This window comes from Pseudomonas gingeri (genome assembly GCF_013386165.1).
GTDB classification, from domain to species: Bacteria; Pseudomonadota; Gammaproteobacteria; order Pseudomonadales; family Pseudomonadaceae; genus Aquipseudomonas; species Aquipseudomonas gingeri_C.
On record NZ_JACAOS010000003.1, the window covers coordinates 1034578 to 1051636 of the forward strand.

The following is a 17059-nucleotide window of genomic DNA, read 5'->3' on the forward strand; positions in this document are numbered from 1 at the left end:
TTATTTTATTAATGTCGACTCATCGTAAAATGAGTAAAAGCTCATGACCCTGACCCAACTCGAAGTGTTTTCCCAGGTGGCCGAGCTGCGCGGTTTTACCAGCGCAGCCCTGCGCCTGGGGATCAGCCAGTCGGCGGTGTCCCATGCCCTCAAAGGGCTGGAGCAGGAATTGGGGGTCGAGTTGCTGCGCCGGCACCAGGGCCAGGTGGAACTGACGGATATCGGCGCGCAATTGCTGCAGCGGGCCCGGACCATGCTCGGCCTGGCGGACACCTTGCGTCAGGAAGCCGCCGATGCCCGCGGCATGAAACGCGGGACCCTGCGGATCGGCTCCTTCGGGCCAACCTCCTCGACCAAGCTGCTGCCGGCGCTCCTGGCCCGTTACCGGCTGGTTCATCCGGGTATTCAGGTCCAGGTCGACGAAGGCCCCGACCGACAAGTGCTGCAATGGCTGGAAGAGCGGCGGATCGACGTGGGGTTCGTGGTGCTGCCCCAGGAACGCTTCGACACCTTTGCCCTGGTGGAAGACCAGATGGTCGCCCTGCTTCCTGTCGGCCATCCGCTGTGCGAACAACCGGCCATCGAGCTCAAGGCACTGTGCCAGGATCCGTTCATCCTCACCGGCGCCGGCTCCGGGGACTTGGTGTCACAGTTGTTCGCGGCCCAGCGGCTGGTCCCGGACATTCGCTACCGGACCGCGCAACTGCTCAGCACCCTGGCCACTGTAGCCCGTGGCGAAGGTGTCACGGTGGTGGCGGAACACGCCCTGCCGGACCACCCGGCCCCCGGCTACGTCAGCCGCCCCTTGTCGCCACAGGTCAAACGCCAGATCGGTATCGCCGTGCTCGATCGGCGTCAGGTCTCACCGGCGACCCAGGCTTTTATCGACCTGGCCAGCCGATTCGAATATAGATAGCCTGTTATAGGGGCGGTGCTTGCCTGCGAAGCTTTTGGCGCTCTTACGGACGCCATCGCTGGCAAGCCAGCTCCCACAAGGTAGGCACTCAAGATCAAGTAAGTGAGCAGCATTGCTCTTCCAGGCACCCTTGCCCCTACAGGTTTCCTTCAATGCCATTGACCGCCAAAGGTTCTCGCTCCCGGATCGTTCGTTACGCCTTGAGCCTGCTGATCGGCCTGCTACCGATACTGTCGGGGATCGCCATCCTGCATTGGCAAGCCGGTCGGACCTTGAGCCAGAACGCCGGAAAAACCGCCAGCGAGGCCCTGAAGCAGTTCGACCTGATGCTCGACAATGCCGCCGAGTCCGCCAATGTCATCCTGCCCCTGGCCGGCCAGCCCTGCGACGACGTCAAACTGGCTCTGCGCGAGCAGGTCACCCGGCGGCCCTTCGTCCGGGCCGCGAACCTGGCCTGGAACAACAACCTGTATTGCACTTCATTGTTCGGCCCCTACCAGGAGGCGGTCGACCCGGCCGACTATGTCGATGGCACGCTCTGGCTGATGAACGGCAATCCGGTCACCCCCAAGTCCTCGCTGCTGGTCTACCGCCTGCAGGACGGCAAGGGCGCCGCCATGGTCAGCATCGATGGCTATCACCTGGCCAATATCCTGCGCCTGATCGGACGCGAAGCCGGCTTGCGCCTGCAGGTCGGCAATGTCTGGATCTCCGGCCAGGGCCAGGTACGCGAGGGCGAGGCCCCCGGCTTTGCCGTCGGACAGGCACACCTGTCCTCCAGCCGCTTCCCCTTCAGCGTCAGCGCAGGCTTCCCGGCGGGAGAAGCCTGGCGTTACGTCGGCAAGGAATATCCGGCCCTGATGGCGTTGCTGCTGGTGCTCGGCGTGCTCGCCGGGGCCACCGCGCGCTGGTTGCAAAAGCGCTCCAACGCACCGACCCACGAGTTGCAGCGGGCCCTTGAAGCCCGCGAATTCACTCCTTATTTCCAGCCCGTGGTGCGCAGCGAAACCCGGCAGTGGGCCGGGGCGGAAGTGTTGATGCGCTGGCAGCATCCTCGCGAGGGACTGGTGCGCCCGGACCTGTTCATTCCCCTGGCCGAAGATTCGGGCCTGATCGTGCCGATGACCCGTTTATTGCTGCAACAGACTGCCACCCTGCTGGCCCCACAGGCGGCGACATTTGAACCCGGCTTTCACGTCGGCGTGAATATTACTGCCCGGCACTGCCAAGACCTTGAACTGCTGAACGATTGCCGTGACTTTCTCGGCGCCTTTGCCCCCGGTCAGGTACGCCTGGTCCTGGAGTTGACGGAACGGGAGTTGATTGAGCCCAGCGCCATTGCCCGGCAATTGTTCGCCCAGTTGCGGGAAATGGGTGTGATGATTGCCATTGACGACTTTGGCACCGGGCATTCGAGTCTCAGTTATTTGCGTCAGTTCAATGTCGATTACCTGAAAATCGACCAAAGCTTCGTCGCCATGATCGGCGCCGACGCGTTGTCAGGGCATATCCTCGACAGCATTATCGAATTGAGCACCAAGCTTGAGCTGGGCATCGTTGCCGAAGGTGTCGAAACGCCCTTGCAGCGCGACTACCTGACCTCCCGGGGCGTTGAATTTCTCCAGGGCTATTTGTTTGGTAAACCGCTGCCGGCGGAGGACTTTCTCAACAATTTCAAACGGCAAGTCAGCGCGCAAGAGGATAAAGTCGTGCTGCCAGAATAAACCACCCACACTTGTCTATCGGTATTTCTTCAATGTCTAACCACCGTTATTTACTCTTGGCTTGATAACTACTACACTTTTTCATGCCCGCAGTAAATTGATAGGAAGCCCTTCTGGCTTATAAGTAACTTTCCGTACTGCCACACCCAGGTGCATACGCGTAACGAAAGCCGTTGCAAGCAGTGGCTTGTCGTTTTGTTTTAGGTAGATGGCAGCCGAATACAACTCGTGGAGATAAACATCTTGTCCAAACTCGCCGAATTTCGTGCCGCAGAACTGGCCCTTCAAGCACAACTCGCTCAGCTTGAAGCCTTGAAGAACGATGCCGGACTCAAAAAGGAGATCGAGTTCGAGGAAAAACTCAAGGGCCTGATGAAGACCTACGACAAGAGCCTGCGCGACGTCATCGCAATCCTCGATCCAAACCCGAGCCGGCTCGGCGCCGCAGCGCCCAAGCAGCGCCGGGCCCGGGTGGTCAAGGTCTACCAGAACCCTCACACCGGTGAACTGATCGAGACCAAGGGCGGCAATCACCGCGGCCTGAAAGCCTGGAAAGAACAATACGGTGCTGCAACCGTTGACGCCTGGTTGCGCGGCTGACTTTACAACCGAACGCAAAAAGCCCTGCCTGAGCAGGGCTTTTTTCTTGTCGCCGGCAACCCTCACCGCGACGACAAAAACACCGATATCGACGACAAGTCTTTCCGACAAGAGTTCCAACTCGGCGACGAACGTCGGGAATGCAGAGCTCAAAAACGACAGCGTACCGATTATTCGCTGAATCCTCGCGCGCCGACAGCGCTTAGTGCATGTAGAAAATCTCTCACCGCGGCCCGAAGGAATGCCCTTCCCCTATTACGCCTGTCGGATGAAAAATAACTTGTTCGCGCTCTTCACACATTTTTCACATCGATTCTTACAGGATGAAGGCTGCTAAAGGATTAGCGCCCCAATGCCCGCTTCGGCGGGCTTCTTTATGCCTCCTCGGCGCGTTTTATACACTTCGCTATAACTTCCCGACAAAATCGAAGTAGCCCGCTATTACCCGGCACCGCTGTGCCCGAGCCTAAAATCCGTCCGAATTTGGCGCCTGCGCCGCGGTTCAGTATGATCCTGCCCCATCGGATCGGAATCGGCGAGTCTGCCTGCCGCGTCCATGATCGCCCGCTTTTTTTCACCTGCTTTGCGGAGAGTCCATGAGCCTGCAAGACCTGAACACCTTTCCCGGCGTTACCGCCCAACCCGACACCGCCACCCAGGGCTTTGTGTTCAACCACACGATGCTGCGAGTGAAGGACGCTACCCAGTCCCTGGACTTCTACACCCGCGTGCTGGGTTTTTCCCTCGTGGAGAAACGTGACTTCCCTGAAGCCGAATTCAGCCTGTATTTCCTCGCCCTGGTGGACAAGGCGCAGATCCCTGCCGACGCCGCCGAGCGGACCCGGTGGATGAAGTCGATTCCCGGCATCCTGGAACTGACCCACAACCACGGCACCGAAAACGACCCGGATTTCGCCTACCACAACGGCAACACCGACCCACGGGGCTTCGGCCACATCTGCATCTCGGTGCCGGACATTCGTGCTGCCTGTGAGCGATTTGAAACCCTGGGCGTCGAATTCCAGAAACGCCTGAGCGACGGTCGCATGAAAAGCCTGGCCTTCGTGAAGGACCCGGACGCCTACTGGGTTGAAATCATCCAGCCGACACCGCTGCAAGACGCCTGATAGCACCCGGCAAACAAAAAGCCCCATGAATCGTCGATTCATGGGGCTTTTTCATATGCACCTACGGCCCTGTGGGAGCCGGCTTGCCGGCGATGGCATCGACGCGGTCCGTCTGGAACACAGCGCCGCCTGGATCGCCAGCAAGCCGGCTCCTACAGAAGATACGCGGCGCTTGTCGGTACGGACTCAGGCCGGCGCAGAGGTGCGGATCAGATGATCGAATGCACTCAGCGAAGCCTTTGCACCCTCGCCCACCGCAATCACGATCTGCTTGTACGGCACCGTGGTGACGTCACCGGCAGCGAAGATACCCGGCAGTGAAGTCTCACCCCGTGCATCGACGATGATCTCGCCACGCGGCGTCAGCTCGACGCTGCCCTTGAGCCAATCGGTGTTCGGCAGCAAACCGATCTGCACGAAGATACCTTCCAGATCGACCGTGTGGAACTCACCCGAGTCGCGATCCTTGTAGACCAGCCCGGTAACCTTCTGCCCGTCACCCTTGACTTCACTGGTCAGCGCACTGGTCACCACGTTGACGTTCGCCAGGCTGTACAGCTTGCGTTGCAGCACGGCATCGGCGCGCAGCTTGCTGTCGAACTCCAGCAGCGTTACGTGGCTGACGATACCGGCCAGGTCGATGGCCGCTTCGACACCGGAGTTGCCACCGCCGATCACCGCGACACGCTTGCCCTTGAACAGCGGACCGTCACAGTGCGGACAGAAGCACACGCCCTTGGCCTTGTATTCCTGCTCGCCCGGCACACCCATTTCACGCCAGCGGGCGCCGGTCGCGAGGATAACGGTCTTGGCCTTGAGGCTGGCACCGCTTTCAAAACGCACTTCGTGCAGATCACCGACATTCTTTGCTGGCACCAGAGCACTGGCGCGTTGCAGGTTCATGATATCGACATCGTACTGGCGAACGTGCTCTTCCAGGGCGCTGGCCAGTTTCGGCCCTTCGGTTTCCTGGACCGAGATAAAGTTCTCGATCGCCATGGTGTCCAGCACCTGGCCGCCAAAACGCTCGGCGGCGACGCCGGTGCGGATGCCTTTACGGGCGGCGTAGATGGCCGCAGCAGCACCGGCTGGGCCACCACCAACCACCAGGACATCAAAGGCGTCCTTGGCGTTGAGCTTTTCAGCTTGTTTCTCGATGGCCCCGGTGTCGAGCTTGCCGAGGATCTCTTCCAGGCCCATGCGACCCTGACCGAAGTTCACACCGTTGAGGTAGACACTGGGTACAGCCATGACCTTGCGATCGTTGACTTCATCCTGGAACAGCGCGCCGTCGATGGCGACGTGACGGATGTTCGGGTTCAGTACCGCCATCAGGTTCAGTGCCTGGACCACGTCCGGGCAGTTCTGGCAGGACAGCGAGAAGTAAGTCTCGAAGTTGAACTCGCCCTTGAGCGAACGGATCTGTTCAATGACTTCGACACTGGCCTTCGAAGGGTGGCCGCCGACTTGCAGCAAGGCCAGCACCAGCGAAGTGAATTCGTGGCCCATGGGAATACCGGCGAAACGCAGGCTGATATCGGCTCCCGGGCGATTCAACGAGAACGATGGCTTGCGCGCATCAGTGCCGTTGTCGAGCAAGGTGATGTCTTTGGAAACACTGGCGACTTCTTTGAGCAGTGCGAGCATTTCCTGAGATTTCGCGCCGTCATCAAGGGAGGCGACGATCTCGATCGGTTGCGTAACCCGTTCCAGGTACGACTTCAACTGGGCTTTAAGATTGGCGTCCAACATGCGGGCGATTTCCCTTTTTCAGTACTTTAGAAATAACAACGCCCAGGTGATTACCACCCGGGCGTTATTGGGCGGTGCGGCTGACTTATGAGGTGCGGATGACCGCCCTTGAATGACTCACGGACTTAGATCTTGCCGACCAGGTCCAGAGAGGGAGCCAGGGTGGCCTCGCCTTCTTTCCACTTGGCTGGGCAGACTTCGCCTGGGTGAGCAGCAACGTACTGAGCGGCCTTGATTTTGCGCAGCAGCTCGGAAGCGTCACGGCCTACGCCGCCATCGTTGAGTTCAACGATTTTGATCTGGCCTTCTGGGTTGATCACGAAGGTACCGCGGTCGGCCAGGCCAGCTTCTTCGATCAGCACGTCGAAGTTGCGGGAGATGGTCAGGGTCGGGTCGCCGATCATGGTGTACTGGATTTTGCCGATGGCTGGCGAGGTGTTGTGCCAGGCAGCGTGGGCAAAGTGGGTGTCGGTCGAAACGCTGTAGATTTCAACGCCCAGTTTCTGGAACTCAGCGTAGTTGTCAGCCAGGTCTTCCAGTTCGGTTGGGCAAACGAAGGTGAAGTCAGCTGGGTAGAAGAACACGACCGACCATTTGCCTTTCAGGTCAGCGTCCGAGACTTCGACGAATGCACCATTTTTGAAAGCGGTTGCTTTGAACGGTTTAACTTGGCTGTTGATGATAGGCATCGTTGACTCTCCGTCAGGGGTTAAGAAGTTGATGGGAGAATCCTAGCCATTCTTTTGCGTTCTGGCTCATTGGCAAAGCTGATGCTGCCGATTGCTTTTCGCTATGAGCAGACACTATTAATAGAAGAAATCTTATGCTCCCTGATCCACGGCCTTTTCGGCGCTCAGTTCCAGGCCTGGAAAGGGGCTGGCCTCGATATAACGCATGGCGGATTTCATGTCCTTCCAGCCGACATAACTCATCAACGACTTCAGGTCCCAGCCACTGCGGTGGGCCCAGGTGGCAAAGCCACGACGCAAGGAGTGGCTGGTGTAGTGCTCGGCGGCAATGCCGGCGCGCTCCAGGGCCTGGCGCAACAGGGGAATGACGCTGTTGGCGTGCAACCCCTCCTCCCCCAGATGCCCCCAGCGGTCGATGCCGCGAAACACCGGGCCGCGCACCAACGCGGCACTGTTGATCCAGTCGATATACGCCTGCACCGGGCACAGGCGCTGCAAGGCCGGGGCCTGGTAGGTCCGGCCGAGGTTTTCGCGGTCGCTTTTGCTGCGCGGCAAATACAGCGTCATGCCGGAACCCGACACGGCACGGACATGCTCGATCTCCAAGCGACAGAGCTCATCGCTGCGAAACCCCCGCCAGAAACCCAGCAGGATCAGCGCCTTGTCACGCCGGGCCCGCAGCAGCGCCGGCCGATCATTGATGACCTGGGCCTGGGTCGCTTGCCCATCGAGACTGGCGACGACCTGCTCCAGATGCTGCAACTGCAGCGGTTCGGCCTGCTTCTCCCGTGCCGGGTGCAGGGCTCGAATGCCTTTGAACACCTTGCGTACCAGCGGCGCCTTGGTCGGATCGGTGAAACCCTGGCTGTTGTGCCATTGCGCCAGGGCCGAGAGGCGCAGCTTCAGCGTATTGATCGAGAGCACGCCGGCATGGGCCATCAGATAACGCACCACGCTGTCGCTGGTGGCGGGCAGAAAACCGCCCCAGCTCACTTCGAAATGTTCTATGGCGGCCTGATAGCTGCGACGGGTGTTGTCCCGCGTCGCCGCCTGCAGGTAGCGGTCCAGCTCGTTCATGGCCTCGATTCCCGGCATTCGTACGGATTCCCCGGGCAAAAACGCAAAAACGGCTCATCACACGGGGTAATACCAGTATATCCCGTGTTAATAATTTCAAATATCAGCTTCTCTATTTTATCTATATACTATGTAAATACATAGTACGTAATACAGTACGAAATCGTAGGAGAGAACATGGCTCGTGGCGGCGTAAACAAGGCAGTGGTGCAAACGGCACGCTTGGCGATCCTCGCCCGTGGCGAGCACCCGAGCATCGATGCAGTCCGTATCGAAATGGGCAATACCGGCTCAAAAACCACCATCCACCGCTATCTCAAGGAGCTGGATGACAGCGACCGACAACAGGGAATGCCGAACGAATCCATCGACGCGGAGCTGGGTGAGCTGGTCTCCCGGTTGGCCCAACGCCTGCAGGAACAGGCCCGAGAGCCCGTAGAACGGGCCCAGGCACAGCTGGCGGTGGAAAAAGCCGAGTGGCAGGCACAACTGGCCGAGATGACGCAGCAACTGGAGCAGCAACAGCGCCAGTTCGAGATCCAGGCCGTGGCCCTGGCCGAGGAGTCGAGCAACCTGTCGGCCACCCGCTTGATGCTGCAAACCGAACAGACCCGCAACGCCGGCCTGAGCCAGGCTTGCAGCGACTACGAGTTGCGCCTCAAGGACAAGGACCAGCAAATCCGCTCGCTGGAGGACAAGCATCAGCACGCCCGCGAGGCACTGGAGCATTTCCGCAGTGCCGCCCGCGACCAGCGCGACCTGGATCAGCGCCGGCACGAAACACAGATTCAGCAAGTGCAGATGGAGTTGCGCCAGGCCCAGCAGACGGCCCTGGTGCGCCAGGACGAGATCACTCAACTGCACCGTGACAATGAGCGACTGCTGGCGGAGAGCCGGGGAACCTCGAAGGCGCTCAAGCTGGCGCAGGAACAACTGGAAAAAGACCGACTGCGCGGGGAGCAGCAGCTCCAGCACGCGCGGACGCTGGAAAATGAAGCCACCCTGCTCCAGGAGCGCTTGCGGGTGTCCTTGGCGGACGGCGAGTCGCTCAGAGCTATGGTTGTGGAGCAGCAGGCACAGGTTCAGGTGCTTGAACTCAAGCTGGCAGAGACCGAGGCGGTATTAAAAGAGCTCAGCGCTCCCCTGTAGAAACAGGGCTGTCAGCACTGGAGATGCAAGCTGCCGCGACGCCATCGCCAGCCAGCCGGCTCCTACGGATTTGCGCCCACCGCCACCTATCGCGGTACGCACACCCCTTGTAGCCGCTGGCTTGCCAGCGATGGCGAGCGACTATCCACCCTCGCCATAACGCCTGTAACAAGGCGCCGAAGCACTGCAAATATGTACGGATTCACCCTCGACTCGCCCCAAAAATCCCCGCCACCCTAGCCCGCTCAACCCTTGCGCCCACCTGCGACATTCTGCCCCAGTGCAAAAAAGTACCGAACAAAGTGTCGTCAAGGATTTGTCAGGACGGCGTTTGAAGGCTGTAATCAATGCCAGATTCTTCCTGGGCACCGGAAGACACAACAACAATAAACTGACCTTCAGCGCCTCCGTGCGTCATGAAGAGGAGTGTTCGATGAAAGCCATTGCAACTGCACTGCTTGTCACCACCGGCCTCACCCTCAGCGGCGTCAGCCTCGCCGCCCAGACCTTGACCATCGCCACCGTCAACAACAGCGACATGATCCGCATGCAGAAGCTGTCGAAGACTTTCGAAGCCGAGCATCCGGACATCAAGCTCAATTGGGTGGTACTGGAAGAAAACGTCCTGCGCCAACGCCTGACCACCGACATTGCCACCCAGGGCGGTCAATTCGACGTGCTGACTATCGGCATGTACGAAGCTGCACTCTGGGGCGCCAAGGGCTGGCTGGAACCCATGAACAACCTGCCTGCCGCCTACGATATCGACGACGTATTCCCCTCGGTACGTGACGGTCTTTCCGTCAAGGGCACGCTGTTCGCCCTGCCGTTCTACGCCGAAAGCTCCATGACCTACTACCGCACCGACCTGTTCAAGGATGCCGGGCTGACCATGCCCGAGCGCCCGACCTGGGAACAGATCGGCGAATTCGCCAGCAAGCTCAATCACCCCGAGAAAGAGCAATACGGTATCTGCCTGCGGGGCAAGGCCGGTTGGGGCGAGAACATGGCTCTGATCACCACCGTGGCCAACGCCTATGGCGCTCGCTGGTTTGATGAGAAGTGGCAGCCGGAATTCAACGGTCCGGAGTGGAAAAACGCCCTGAACTTCTACGTCGACACCATGAAGAAGTCAGGCCCGCCGGGCGCTTCGAGTAACGGTTTCAACGAAAACCTGGCGCTGTTCAACAGCGGCAAGTGCGCCATGTGGGTCGACGCCAGCGTGGCCGGTTCCTTCGTCACCGACAAGACCCAGAGCAAGGTCAGCGACCACGTCGGCTTTACCTACGCGCCGCACCAGGTCACCGAGAAAGGCTCCGCCTGGCTCTACTCCTGGGCCCTGGCAATCCCCACCAGTTCCAAGGCCAAGGACGCGGCGAAAGTCTTCAGCAGCTGGGCCACCTCCAAGGAATACGGGGCCCTGGTCGCCAAGGAAGACGGCATTGCCAACGTACCGCCAGGCACTCGCGCTTCGACCTACAGCGAGGCCTACATGAAGGCTGCGCCGTTCGCCAAGATCACTCTGGAATCGCTCAAGGCCGCCAACCCGAAAGACCCGAGCGCCAAGCCCGTGCCTTATGTCGGTATCCAGTTGGTGACCATTCCTGAGTTCCAGGCGATCGGCACCCAGGTCGGCAAGCAGTTCTCCGCCGCCCTGACCGGCCAGACCACGGTCGACAAGGCCCTGGCCGACGCCCAGACCTTCACCGAACGCGAAATGAAACGCGCGGGTTATCCGAAGTAACCCCATTCAGGGACAACACACCGTCCCTGTAGGAGCCGAGCTTGCTCGCGAAGCGTTTGACGGCCTCAAGGCCGCCATCGCCAGCAAGCCCGGCCTCCCGATTCCGCGCAGTACCTGTTCGCTATTTGCCTTCCATTGGTTCTGATCACCATGAATACTTCCACTGCCAAAGCCCATATGGAAATACCCCAGCCCCTGCGCAAAAGCCGTCTGCGCAACCCTGGCTGGTTTCTGGTCTCACCATCAGTCGGCCTGTTGCTGCTGTGGATGATCGTGCCCCTGGGCATGACCGTTTACTTTTCGCTGATCCGCTACAACCTGCTCTACCCGGGCGAAAACCAGTTTGTCGGCCTGGAAAACTACACCTACTTCCTGACCGACTCGGGCTTTCTCCCCGGCGCCACCAACACCTTGTTGCTGGTGGGCAGCGTGCTGCTGATCAGCGTGGTGTTCGGCGTGCTGATCTCGGCACTGCTGGAAGCCAGTGAGTTCTTCGGTCGCGGCATCGTCCGGGTACTGTTGATCTCGCCCTTTTTCATCATGCCCACCGTCGGTGCGCTGATCTGGAAAAACCTGATTTTCCACCCGGTCTCGGGAGTTCTCGCCGCGTTGTGGCGAGTGTTCGGCGCGCAGCCGGTGGACTGGCTGGCCCACTACCCGCTGCTGTCGATCATCATCATCGTCTCCTGGCAGTGGCTGCCCTTCGCCATCCTGATCCTGATGACTGCCATGCAGTCCCTCGACCAGGAACAGAAAGAAGCCGCCCGCCTCGACGGCGCCGGTCCCGTGGCGATCTTCTGGCACCTGACGTTGCCACACCTGGCCCGGCCGATGGCCGTGGTGGTGATGATCGAAACCATCTTCCTGCTCTCGGTATTCGCGGAAATCTTCACCACCACCAACGGTGGTCCGGGCTACGCCTCGACCAACCTGGCCTACCTGATCTACAACCAGGCCCTGGTGCAGTTCGATGTCGGCATGGCTTCGGCCGGAGGCCTGATCGCTGTGGTCATCGCCAATATCGCCGCGATCATCCTGGTACGGATGATCGGCAAAAACCTCACAGACAAGCCTTGAGGCCCGCGCCATGACCCTCACTCTCAAACAATCCCGGCGCCTGCAAAGCGTTCTGCTCGGCATCCTCGCCTGGGCCATCGCGATCCTGATCTTCTTCCCGATCTTCTGGATGGTACTGACCAGCTTCAAGACCGAGATCGACGCGTTCGCCACGCCGCCACAGTTTTTCTTCACGCCGACGCTGGAGAACTACGTGCACATCCAGGAGCGCAGTGACTACTTTCACTTCGCCTGGAACTCGGTGGTGATCTCCTTCAGCGCCACGCTGGTGTGCATGCTGATCGCCGTCCCGGCAGCCTACTCCATGGCGTTTTATGAAACCCAGCGGACCAAGCGCACCCTGTTGTGGATGCTCTCCACCAAGATGCTGCCGCCGGTGGGCGTGCTGATGCCGATCTACCTGCTGGCCAAGACCTTCGGTCTGCTGGACTCGCGCCTGGCGCTGATCGTGATCTACACCCTGATCAACCTGCCGATCGTGGTCTGGATGATTTACACCTACTTCAAGGACATCCCCAAGGACATCCTCGAGGCCGCCCGTCTCGACGGCGCGACCCTATGGCAGGAAATGGTCCGGGTACTGCTGCCCATCAGCAAGGGCGGGCTGGCCTCGACCCTGTTGCTGTCGCTGATCCTGTGCTGGAACGAGGCATTCTGGTCATTGAACCTGACCTCCTCCCAGGCCGCACCGCTGACGGCATTGATCGCCTCCTATTCAAGCCCCGAAGGTCTGTTCTGGGCCAAGTTGTCGGCCGTCTCGACCCTGGCCTGCGCACCGATCCTGATCTTCGGCTGGATCAGCCAGAAGCAGTTGGTCCGCGGCTTGTCCTTCGGCGCCGTGAAATAAGCGCTTTTTCAAGAACACAATAGAACCTGCAGGAGCGAGCTTGCTCGCGATGGCGTCCTACCAGACGCCGGAGAATCCGCCTACCGGCGGATCGCGAGCAAGCTCGCTCCTACAGGGTTCGTAGCAAACTTCAAGAGGAGCCTCACCATGGCCAATCTGAAAATCAAGAATCTGCAAAAAGGCTTCGAAGGCCTGTCCATCATCAAGGGCATCGACCTGCAAGTGAACGACCGCGAGTTCGTGGTCTTCGTCGGCCCGTCGGGCTGCGGTAAATCGACCCTGCTGCGCCTGATCGCGGGCCTTGAGGAAGTGACCTCGGGCACCATCGAGCTGGACGGTCGCGATATCACCGAAGTCAGCCCGGCCAAGCGCGACCTGGCCATGGTCTTCCAGACCTATGCCCTGTACCCGCACATGAGCGTGCGCAAGAACATGTCCTTCGCCCTGGACCTGGCCGGCGTGGCCAAGTCCGAGGTGGAGAGCAAGGTCAATGAAGCCGCACGGATCCTCGAACTCGGGCCGCTGCTGGAGCGCAAGCCCAAGCAACTCTCCGGTGGCCAGCGCCAGCGGGTCGCCATCGGCCGTGCCATCGTGCGCAACCCGAAGATCTTCCTGTTCGACGAACCGCTGTCCAACCTCGACGCCGCCCTGCGGGTGCAGATGCGCCTGGAACTGTCGCGCCTGCACAAAGAACTGCAGGCCACGATGATCTACGTGACCCACGACCAGGTCGAAGCCATGACCCTGGCCGACAAAGTGGTGGTGCTCAACGGCGGGCGCGTCGAACAGGTCGGCTCGCCCCTGGAGCTCTACCATGCACCGGCCAACCTGTTTGTCGCCGGCTTCCTCGGCACACCAAAAATGGGTTTCCTCAAGGGCAAGGTCAGTCGCCTCGACGGCCAGGGCTGCGAAGTCGAACTGGAGGCTGGTACCCGTATCAGCCTGCCGCTGAGCAACGCCGGCCTGAGCGTCGGCAGCCCGGTGACCCTGGGCATTCGTCCGGAACACCTGGAACTGGCCAAGCCTGGCGACTGCACCTTGACCGTCACCGCCGACGTCGGCGAACGCCTGGGTAGCGATACTTTCTGCCACGTGCGCACCGCTTCCGGCGAATCCCTGACCATGCGTATCCGCGGTGATATGGCCAGCCAGTACGGTGAAACCCTCAAGCTGCACCTGGATAGCAGCCACTGTCATTTGTTCGATGCCAACGGTCTGGCCGTCGCCCGTCCGCTGCGCGCTGCCGCCTGATTGTCGAGAGCCTTAATCATGAAACTGAACAAACAGAATCTGCACCAGCTGGTACCTGAAGTCCGCCTGCCCCTGTACAACCTGGCCGATACCCGCCAGGGCATCGCCCATATCGGCGTCGGAGGTTTCCACCGCGCCCACCAGGCCTACTACACCGACGCCCTGATGAACACCGGCGAAGGCCTGGACTGGGCCATTTGCGGGGTCGGCCTGCGTACTGAAGACCGCCGCGCTCGGGACGACCTGGCCGGACAGGATTATCTGTTCACCCTGTACGAACTGGGTGATAGCGATGACACCGAAGTCCGCGTGATCGGCGCCATCAGCGATATGCTGCTGGCCCAGGACGACCACCAGGCCCTGATCGACAAGCTCGCTTCGCCAGAGATCCGCATCGTCTCGCTGACCATCACCGAAGGTGGCTACTGCATCGACGACAGCAACGGCGAGTTCATGACGCACCTGCCGCAGATCCAGTACGACCTCACTCATCCCGAGGCACCGCAAACCGTCTTCGGTTTTCTCTGCGCCGCCCTCGCCAAACGCCGGGCCGCCGGGATCCCGGCCTTTACCCTGATGTCCTGCGACAACCTGCCCCACAACGGCGCGGTGGCCCGCAAGGCGTTGCTGGCCTTCGCCGCCTTGCGCGACGCCGAGCTGCACGACTGGATCGCCGAGCATGTGAGCTTTCCCAATGCCATGGTCGACCGCATCACCCCGATGACCAGCACCGCCCACCGTCTGCAATTGCATGACGAGCACGGCGTCGACGATGCCTGGCCGGTGGTTTGCGAACCGTTCGTGCAATGGGTCCTGGAAGACAAATTCGTCAACGGTCGCCCGGCCTGGGAAAAGGTCGGCGTGCAGTTCACCAACGACGTCACGCCCTATGAAGAGATGAAGATCAAGCTGCTCAACGGCAGCCACCTGGCGTTGACCTACCTGGGCTTCCTCAAGGGTTATCGGTTTGTCCACGAGACCATGAATGACCCGCTGTTCGTGAAGTACATGCGCGCCTACATGGACCTGGACGTCACGCCGCAACTGGCACCCGTACCGGGGATCGACTTGACCGCGTACAAGGAAACCCTGGTGCAGCGCTTCTCCAACCAGGCGATTGCCGACCAGTTGGAGCGGGTGTGTTCCGATGGTTCGTCGAAGTTTCCCAAGTTCACCATCCCGACCCTCAACCGGCTGATTGCCGACGGTCGCGAGACCGAGCGCGCGGCGCTGGTGGTGGCGGCCTGGGCCTTGTACCTCAAGGGTGTCGATGAAAACGGCGCGACCTATAGCATTCCCGACCCACGGGCCGAGTTCTGTCAGGCGCTGGTGAAGGATGACACGCTGCTCGTGCAACGCCTGTTTGCCGTGGAAGAGATCTTCGGCACGGCGATTCCACAGTCCGCCGCGTTTATCGCCGCGTTCGAACGCTGCTACAACAGCCTGCGGGAAGTCGGTGTGAGCAAGACGCTGGAGCACCTGCTGGCCAACCTCTGACGCCCCTTGTAGAGTCGGCTTGCTGGCGATGGTATCGACAACGGTGTCACCCGGATCGCCAGCAAGCCGGCTCCTACAGGATTGGGTCCACCCGAACATCTCGCCAGATACCACCATGAATCAGAAACTCTTTCTCGGCATCGACTGCGGCACCCAGGGCACCAAGGCCATTGTTCTCGATACCGTCAGCGGCCAGGTGCTGGGCCAGGGCTCGGCACCGCACAGCATGATCAGCGGCGCCAACGGCCGCCGCGAACAGGACACCCGGCAATGGCTGGACGCCTTTGTCCAGGCCACCCGCCAAGCGCTGACAGCAGCGGATGTCGACGGTCAGGCAATCCTCGGCCTCGGCGTCTCTGGCCAGCAACATGGCCTGGTCGTGCTCGATGACCAGGGCCAGGTCCTGCGCCCGGCCAAGCTCTGGTGCGACACTGAAACCACCCCGCAAAACCAGCGCCTGCTGGAGCAACTGGGTGGTGAACAGGGCTCACTCGAACGCCTCGGCCTGGTGATCGCTCCCGGCTATACCGTGTCCAAGCTGCTTTGGACCCGGGAACAGCACCCCGAACTGTTCGCACGGATCGCCCATATCCTGCTGCCCCACGACTACCTCAACTACTGGCTCACCGGCCGCAGTTGCGCGGAATACGGCGATGCCTCGGGCAGCGGCTATTTCGATGTGCGCAAGCGCTGCTGGGACCTGCCATTGCTGCACGACATCGACCCCAGCGGGCGCCTGCAAGCCGCCTTGCCGGAGCTGATCGAAGCTCACCAGCCGGTCGGTCGGGTTCTTCCCGAGATCGCCGGGCTGTTGGGCATCAACCCCAACGCCCTGGTGTCCAGCGGCGGTGGCGACAACATGATGGGCGCCATCGGCACCGGCAATATCCAGGCCGGGATCATCACCATGAGCCTGGGCTCGTCCGGCACGGTCTACGCCTATGCCGACCAACCATTGGTCAGCCCACACGCCTCGGTCGCGGCTTTTTGCTCCTCCAGCGGTGGCTGGCTGCCGCTGATCTGCACCATGAACCTGACCAACGCCAGCGGCGCCGTCCGTGAGCTGTTCAATCTCGGGCTCGACGACTTCAACGCCCGTGTCGAGCAGGCCCCGATCGGTGCGGAGGGCGTCAGCATGCTGCCGTTTCTCAATGGCGAGCGGGTTCCCGCCCTGCCCCAGGCCACCGGCAGCCTGCTGGGCCTGACCCTGACCAATCTGACCCAGGCCAACCTCTGTCGCGCCGTGGTCGAAGGCACCACTTTCGGCCTGCGTTACGGGCTCGACCTGCTGCGCGAAGCCGGCCTGCAGAGCCACGGTATCCGCCTGACCGGTGGCGGTTCGAAAAGCCCGGTGTGGCGGCAGATGGTCGCCGATATCATGGACACCCCGGTGGTCTGCACCCGCCAGAGCGAAGCCGCGGCCCTCGGCGCGGCAATCCAGGCCGCCTGGTGCGAGTCCGCTGGCGTGCAAAGCCTGGACGAACTGTGCGAACGTTGCGTGAGCCTCGATCCGGCGAGCGAAACCCGGCCGCTTGCAGCCAACGTCGCCGCCTATCAACCCGTTTATCAGCGCTACCGCCAACAGGTGGCAGCCCTTCAAGAGTGAATT

Annotated in this window: 14 protein-coding genes; 11 read left to right on the top strand and 3 right to left on the bottom strand. The window is 60.8% G+C overall.

Going from position 1 to position 17059, the window contains the following annotated elements; translation table 11 throughout:
• Positions 1-43 precede the first annotated feature (43 nt).
• From HX866_RS09105 to gloA, 4 genes are all read left to right on the top strand, one after another.
• Positions 44-916 (top strand): LysR family transcriptional regulator, encoded by an 873-nt coding sequence (locus tag HX866_RS09105; protein ID WP_177097993.1) that lies wholly within the window; start codon positions 44-46, stop codon positions 914-916.
• Between the two features lie 152 nt (positions 917-1068).
• Entirely contained in the window at positions 1069-2640 is a 1572-nt protein-coding gene (locus HX866_RS09110; protein ID WP_177139139.1) for an EAL domain-containing protein, read from the top strand.
• 243 nt (positions 2641-2883) lie between these two features.
• Positions 2884-3240, top strand: a complete 357-nt coding sequence (locus HX866_RS09115; protein WP_177097995.1) for a histone-like nucleoid-structuring protein, MvaT/MvaU family — start codon at positions 2884-2886, stop codon at positions 3238-3240.
• A gap of 596 nt (positions 3241-3836) precedes the next feature.
• The gene (gene gloA, locus HX866_RS09120; protein WP_177097996.1) at positions 3837-4367 is read left to right on the top strand and encodes a lactoylglutathione lyase; all 531 of its coding nucleotides are present in this window, start codon (positions 3837-3839) and stop codon (positions 4365-4367) included.
• A 186-nt stretch (positions 4368-4553) separates the two neighbouring features.
• Here the strand turns inward: gloA and ahpF are convergent, their stop codons facing one another.
• The 3 genes from ahpF to HX866_RS09135 form a co-directional block, all read right to left on the bottom strand.
• Positions 4554-6119: an alkyl hydroperoxide reductase subunit F gene (gene ahpF, locus HX866_RS09125; protein WP_177139141.1), complete on the bottom strand. Its 1566-nt coding sequence runs from the start codon at positions 6117-6119 to the stop codon at positions 4554-4556.
• 125 nt (positions 6120-6244) lie between these two features.
• Positions 6245-6808 carry an alkyl hydroperoxide reductase subunit C gene (gene ahpC / locus HX866_RS09130; RefSeq protein WP_100941167.1) on the bottom strand — a complete coding sequence of 188 codons (564 nt, stop codon included), beginning with the start codon at positions 6806-6808 and terminating at the stop codon, positions 6245-6247.
• A 132-nt stretch (positions 6809-6940) separates the two neighbouring features.
• Entirely contained in the window at positions 6941-7885 is a 945-nt protein-coding gene (locus HX866_RS09135) for a site-specific integrase (protein WP_177139143.1), read from the bottom strand.
• A gap of 177 nt (positions 7886-8062) precedes the next feature.
• Between HX866_RS09135 and HX866_RS09140 the strand changes: the two genes are divergently transcribed.
• From HX866_RS09140 to xylB, 7 genes are all read left to right on the top strand, one after another.
• A complete protein-coding gene (locus tag HX866_RS09140; RefSeq protein WP_177139153.1) occupies positions 8063-9034 on the top strand; it encodes a DNA-binding protein in 972 nt (323 codons plus the stop codon).
• Positions 9035-9467: 433 nt separating this feature from the next.
• Positions 9468-10778: an ABC transporter substrate-binding protein gene (locus HX866_RS09145; protein WP_177098000.1), complete on the top strand. Its 1311-nt coding sequence runs from the start codon at positions 9468-9470 to the stop codon at positions 10776-10778.
• Positions 10779-10928: 150 nt separating this feature from the next.
• Positions 10929-11855, top strand: a complete 927-nt coding sequence (locus HX866_RS09150) for a carbohydrate ABC transporter permease (RefSeq protein ID WP_177125288.1) — start codon at positions 10929-10931, stop codon at positions 11853-11855.
• Positions 11856-11865: 10 nt separating this feature from the next.
• On the top strand, positions 11866-12702 hold the full coding sequence (locus tag HX866_RS09155) for a carbohydrate ABC transporter permease (RefSeq protein WP_177098002.1): 837 nt from the start codon (positions 11866-11868) through the stop codon (positions 12700-12702).
• A gap of 147 nt (positions 12703-12849) precedes the next feature.
• Complete coding sequence (locus HX866_RS09160) at positions 12850-13953, top strand: ABC transporter ATP-binding protein (protein ID WP_177101691.1); 1104 nt, start codon at positions 12850-12852, stop codon at positions 13951-13953.
• Between the two features lie 18 nt (positions 13954-13971).
• Entirely contained in the window at positions 13972-15450 is a 1479-nt protein-coding gene (locus tag HX866_RS09165; RefSeq protein ID WP_177125287.1) for a mannitol dehydrogenase family protein, read from the top strand.
• Between the two features lie 115 nt (positions 15451-15565).
• The gene (xylB, locus tag HX866_RS09170) at positions 15566-17056 is read left to right on the top strand and encodes a xylulokinase (RefSeq protein WP_177139154.1); all 1491 of its coding nucleotides are present in this window, start codon (positions 15566-15568) and stop codon (positions 17054-17056) included.
• The last annotated feature ends 3 nt before the right edge of the window (positions 17057-17059 follow it).

Excerpts from the sequence above, each read along its gene's own strand:
- HX866_RS09105 (WP_177097993.1), top strand. The coding sequence starts at position 44 with ATGACCCTGACCCAACTCGAAGTGTTTTCCCAGGTGGCCGAGCTGCGC.
- HX866_RS09110 (WP_177139139.1), top strand. The coding sequence starts at position 1,069 with ATGCCATTGACCGCCAAAGGTTCTCGCTCCCGGATCGTTCGTTACGCC.
- gloA (WP_177097996.1), top strand. The coding sequence starts at position 3,837 with ATGAGCCTGCAAGACCTGAACACCTTTCCCGGCGTTACCGCCCAACCC.
- ahpF (WP_177139141.1), bottom strand. The coding sequence starts at position 6,119 with ATGTTGGACGCCAATCTTAAAGCCCAGTTGAAGTCGTACCTGGAACGG.
- ahpC (WP_100941167.1), bottom strand. The coding sequence starts at position 6,808 with ATGCCTATCATCAACAGCCAAGTTAAACCGTTCAAAGCAACCGCTTTC.
- HX866_RS09135 (WP_177139143.1), bottom strand. The coding sequence starts at position 7,885 with ATGAACGAGCTGGACCGCTACCTGCAGGCGGCGACGCGGGACAACACC.
- HX866_RS09140 (WP_177139153.1), top strand. The coding sequence starts at position 8,063 with ATGGCTCGTGGCGGCGTAAACAAGGCAGTGGTGCAAACGGCACGCTTG.
- HX866_RS09145 (WP_177098000.1), top strand. The coding sequence starts at position 9,468 with ATGAAAGCCATTGCAACTGCACTGCTTGTCACCACCGGCCTCACCCTC.
- HX866_RS09150 (WP_177125288.1), top strand. The coding sequence starts at position 10,929 with ATGAATACTTCCACTGCCAAAGCCCATATGGAAATACCCCAGCCCCTG.
- HX866_RS09155 (WP_177098002.1), top strand. The coding sequence starts at position 11,866 with ATGACCCTCACTCTCAAACAATCCCGGCGCCTGCAAAGCGTTCTGCTC.
- HX866_RS09160 (WP_177101691.1), top strand. The coding sequence starts at position 12,850 with ATGGCCAATCTGAAAATCAAGAATCTGCAAAAAGGCTTCGAAGGCCTG.
- HX866_RS09165 (WP_177125287.1), top strand. The coding sequence starts at position 13,972 with ATGAAACTGAACAAACAGAATCTGCACCAGCTGGTACCTGAAGTCCGC.
- xylB (WP_177139154.1), top strand. The coding sequence starts at position 15,566 with ATGAATCAGAAACTCTTTCTCGGCATCGACTGCGGCACCCAGGGCACC.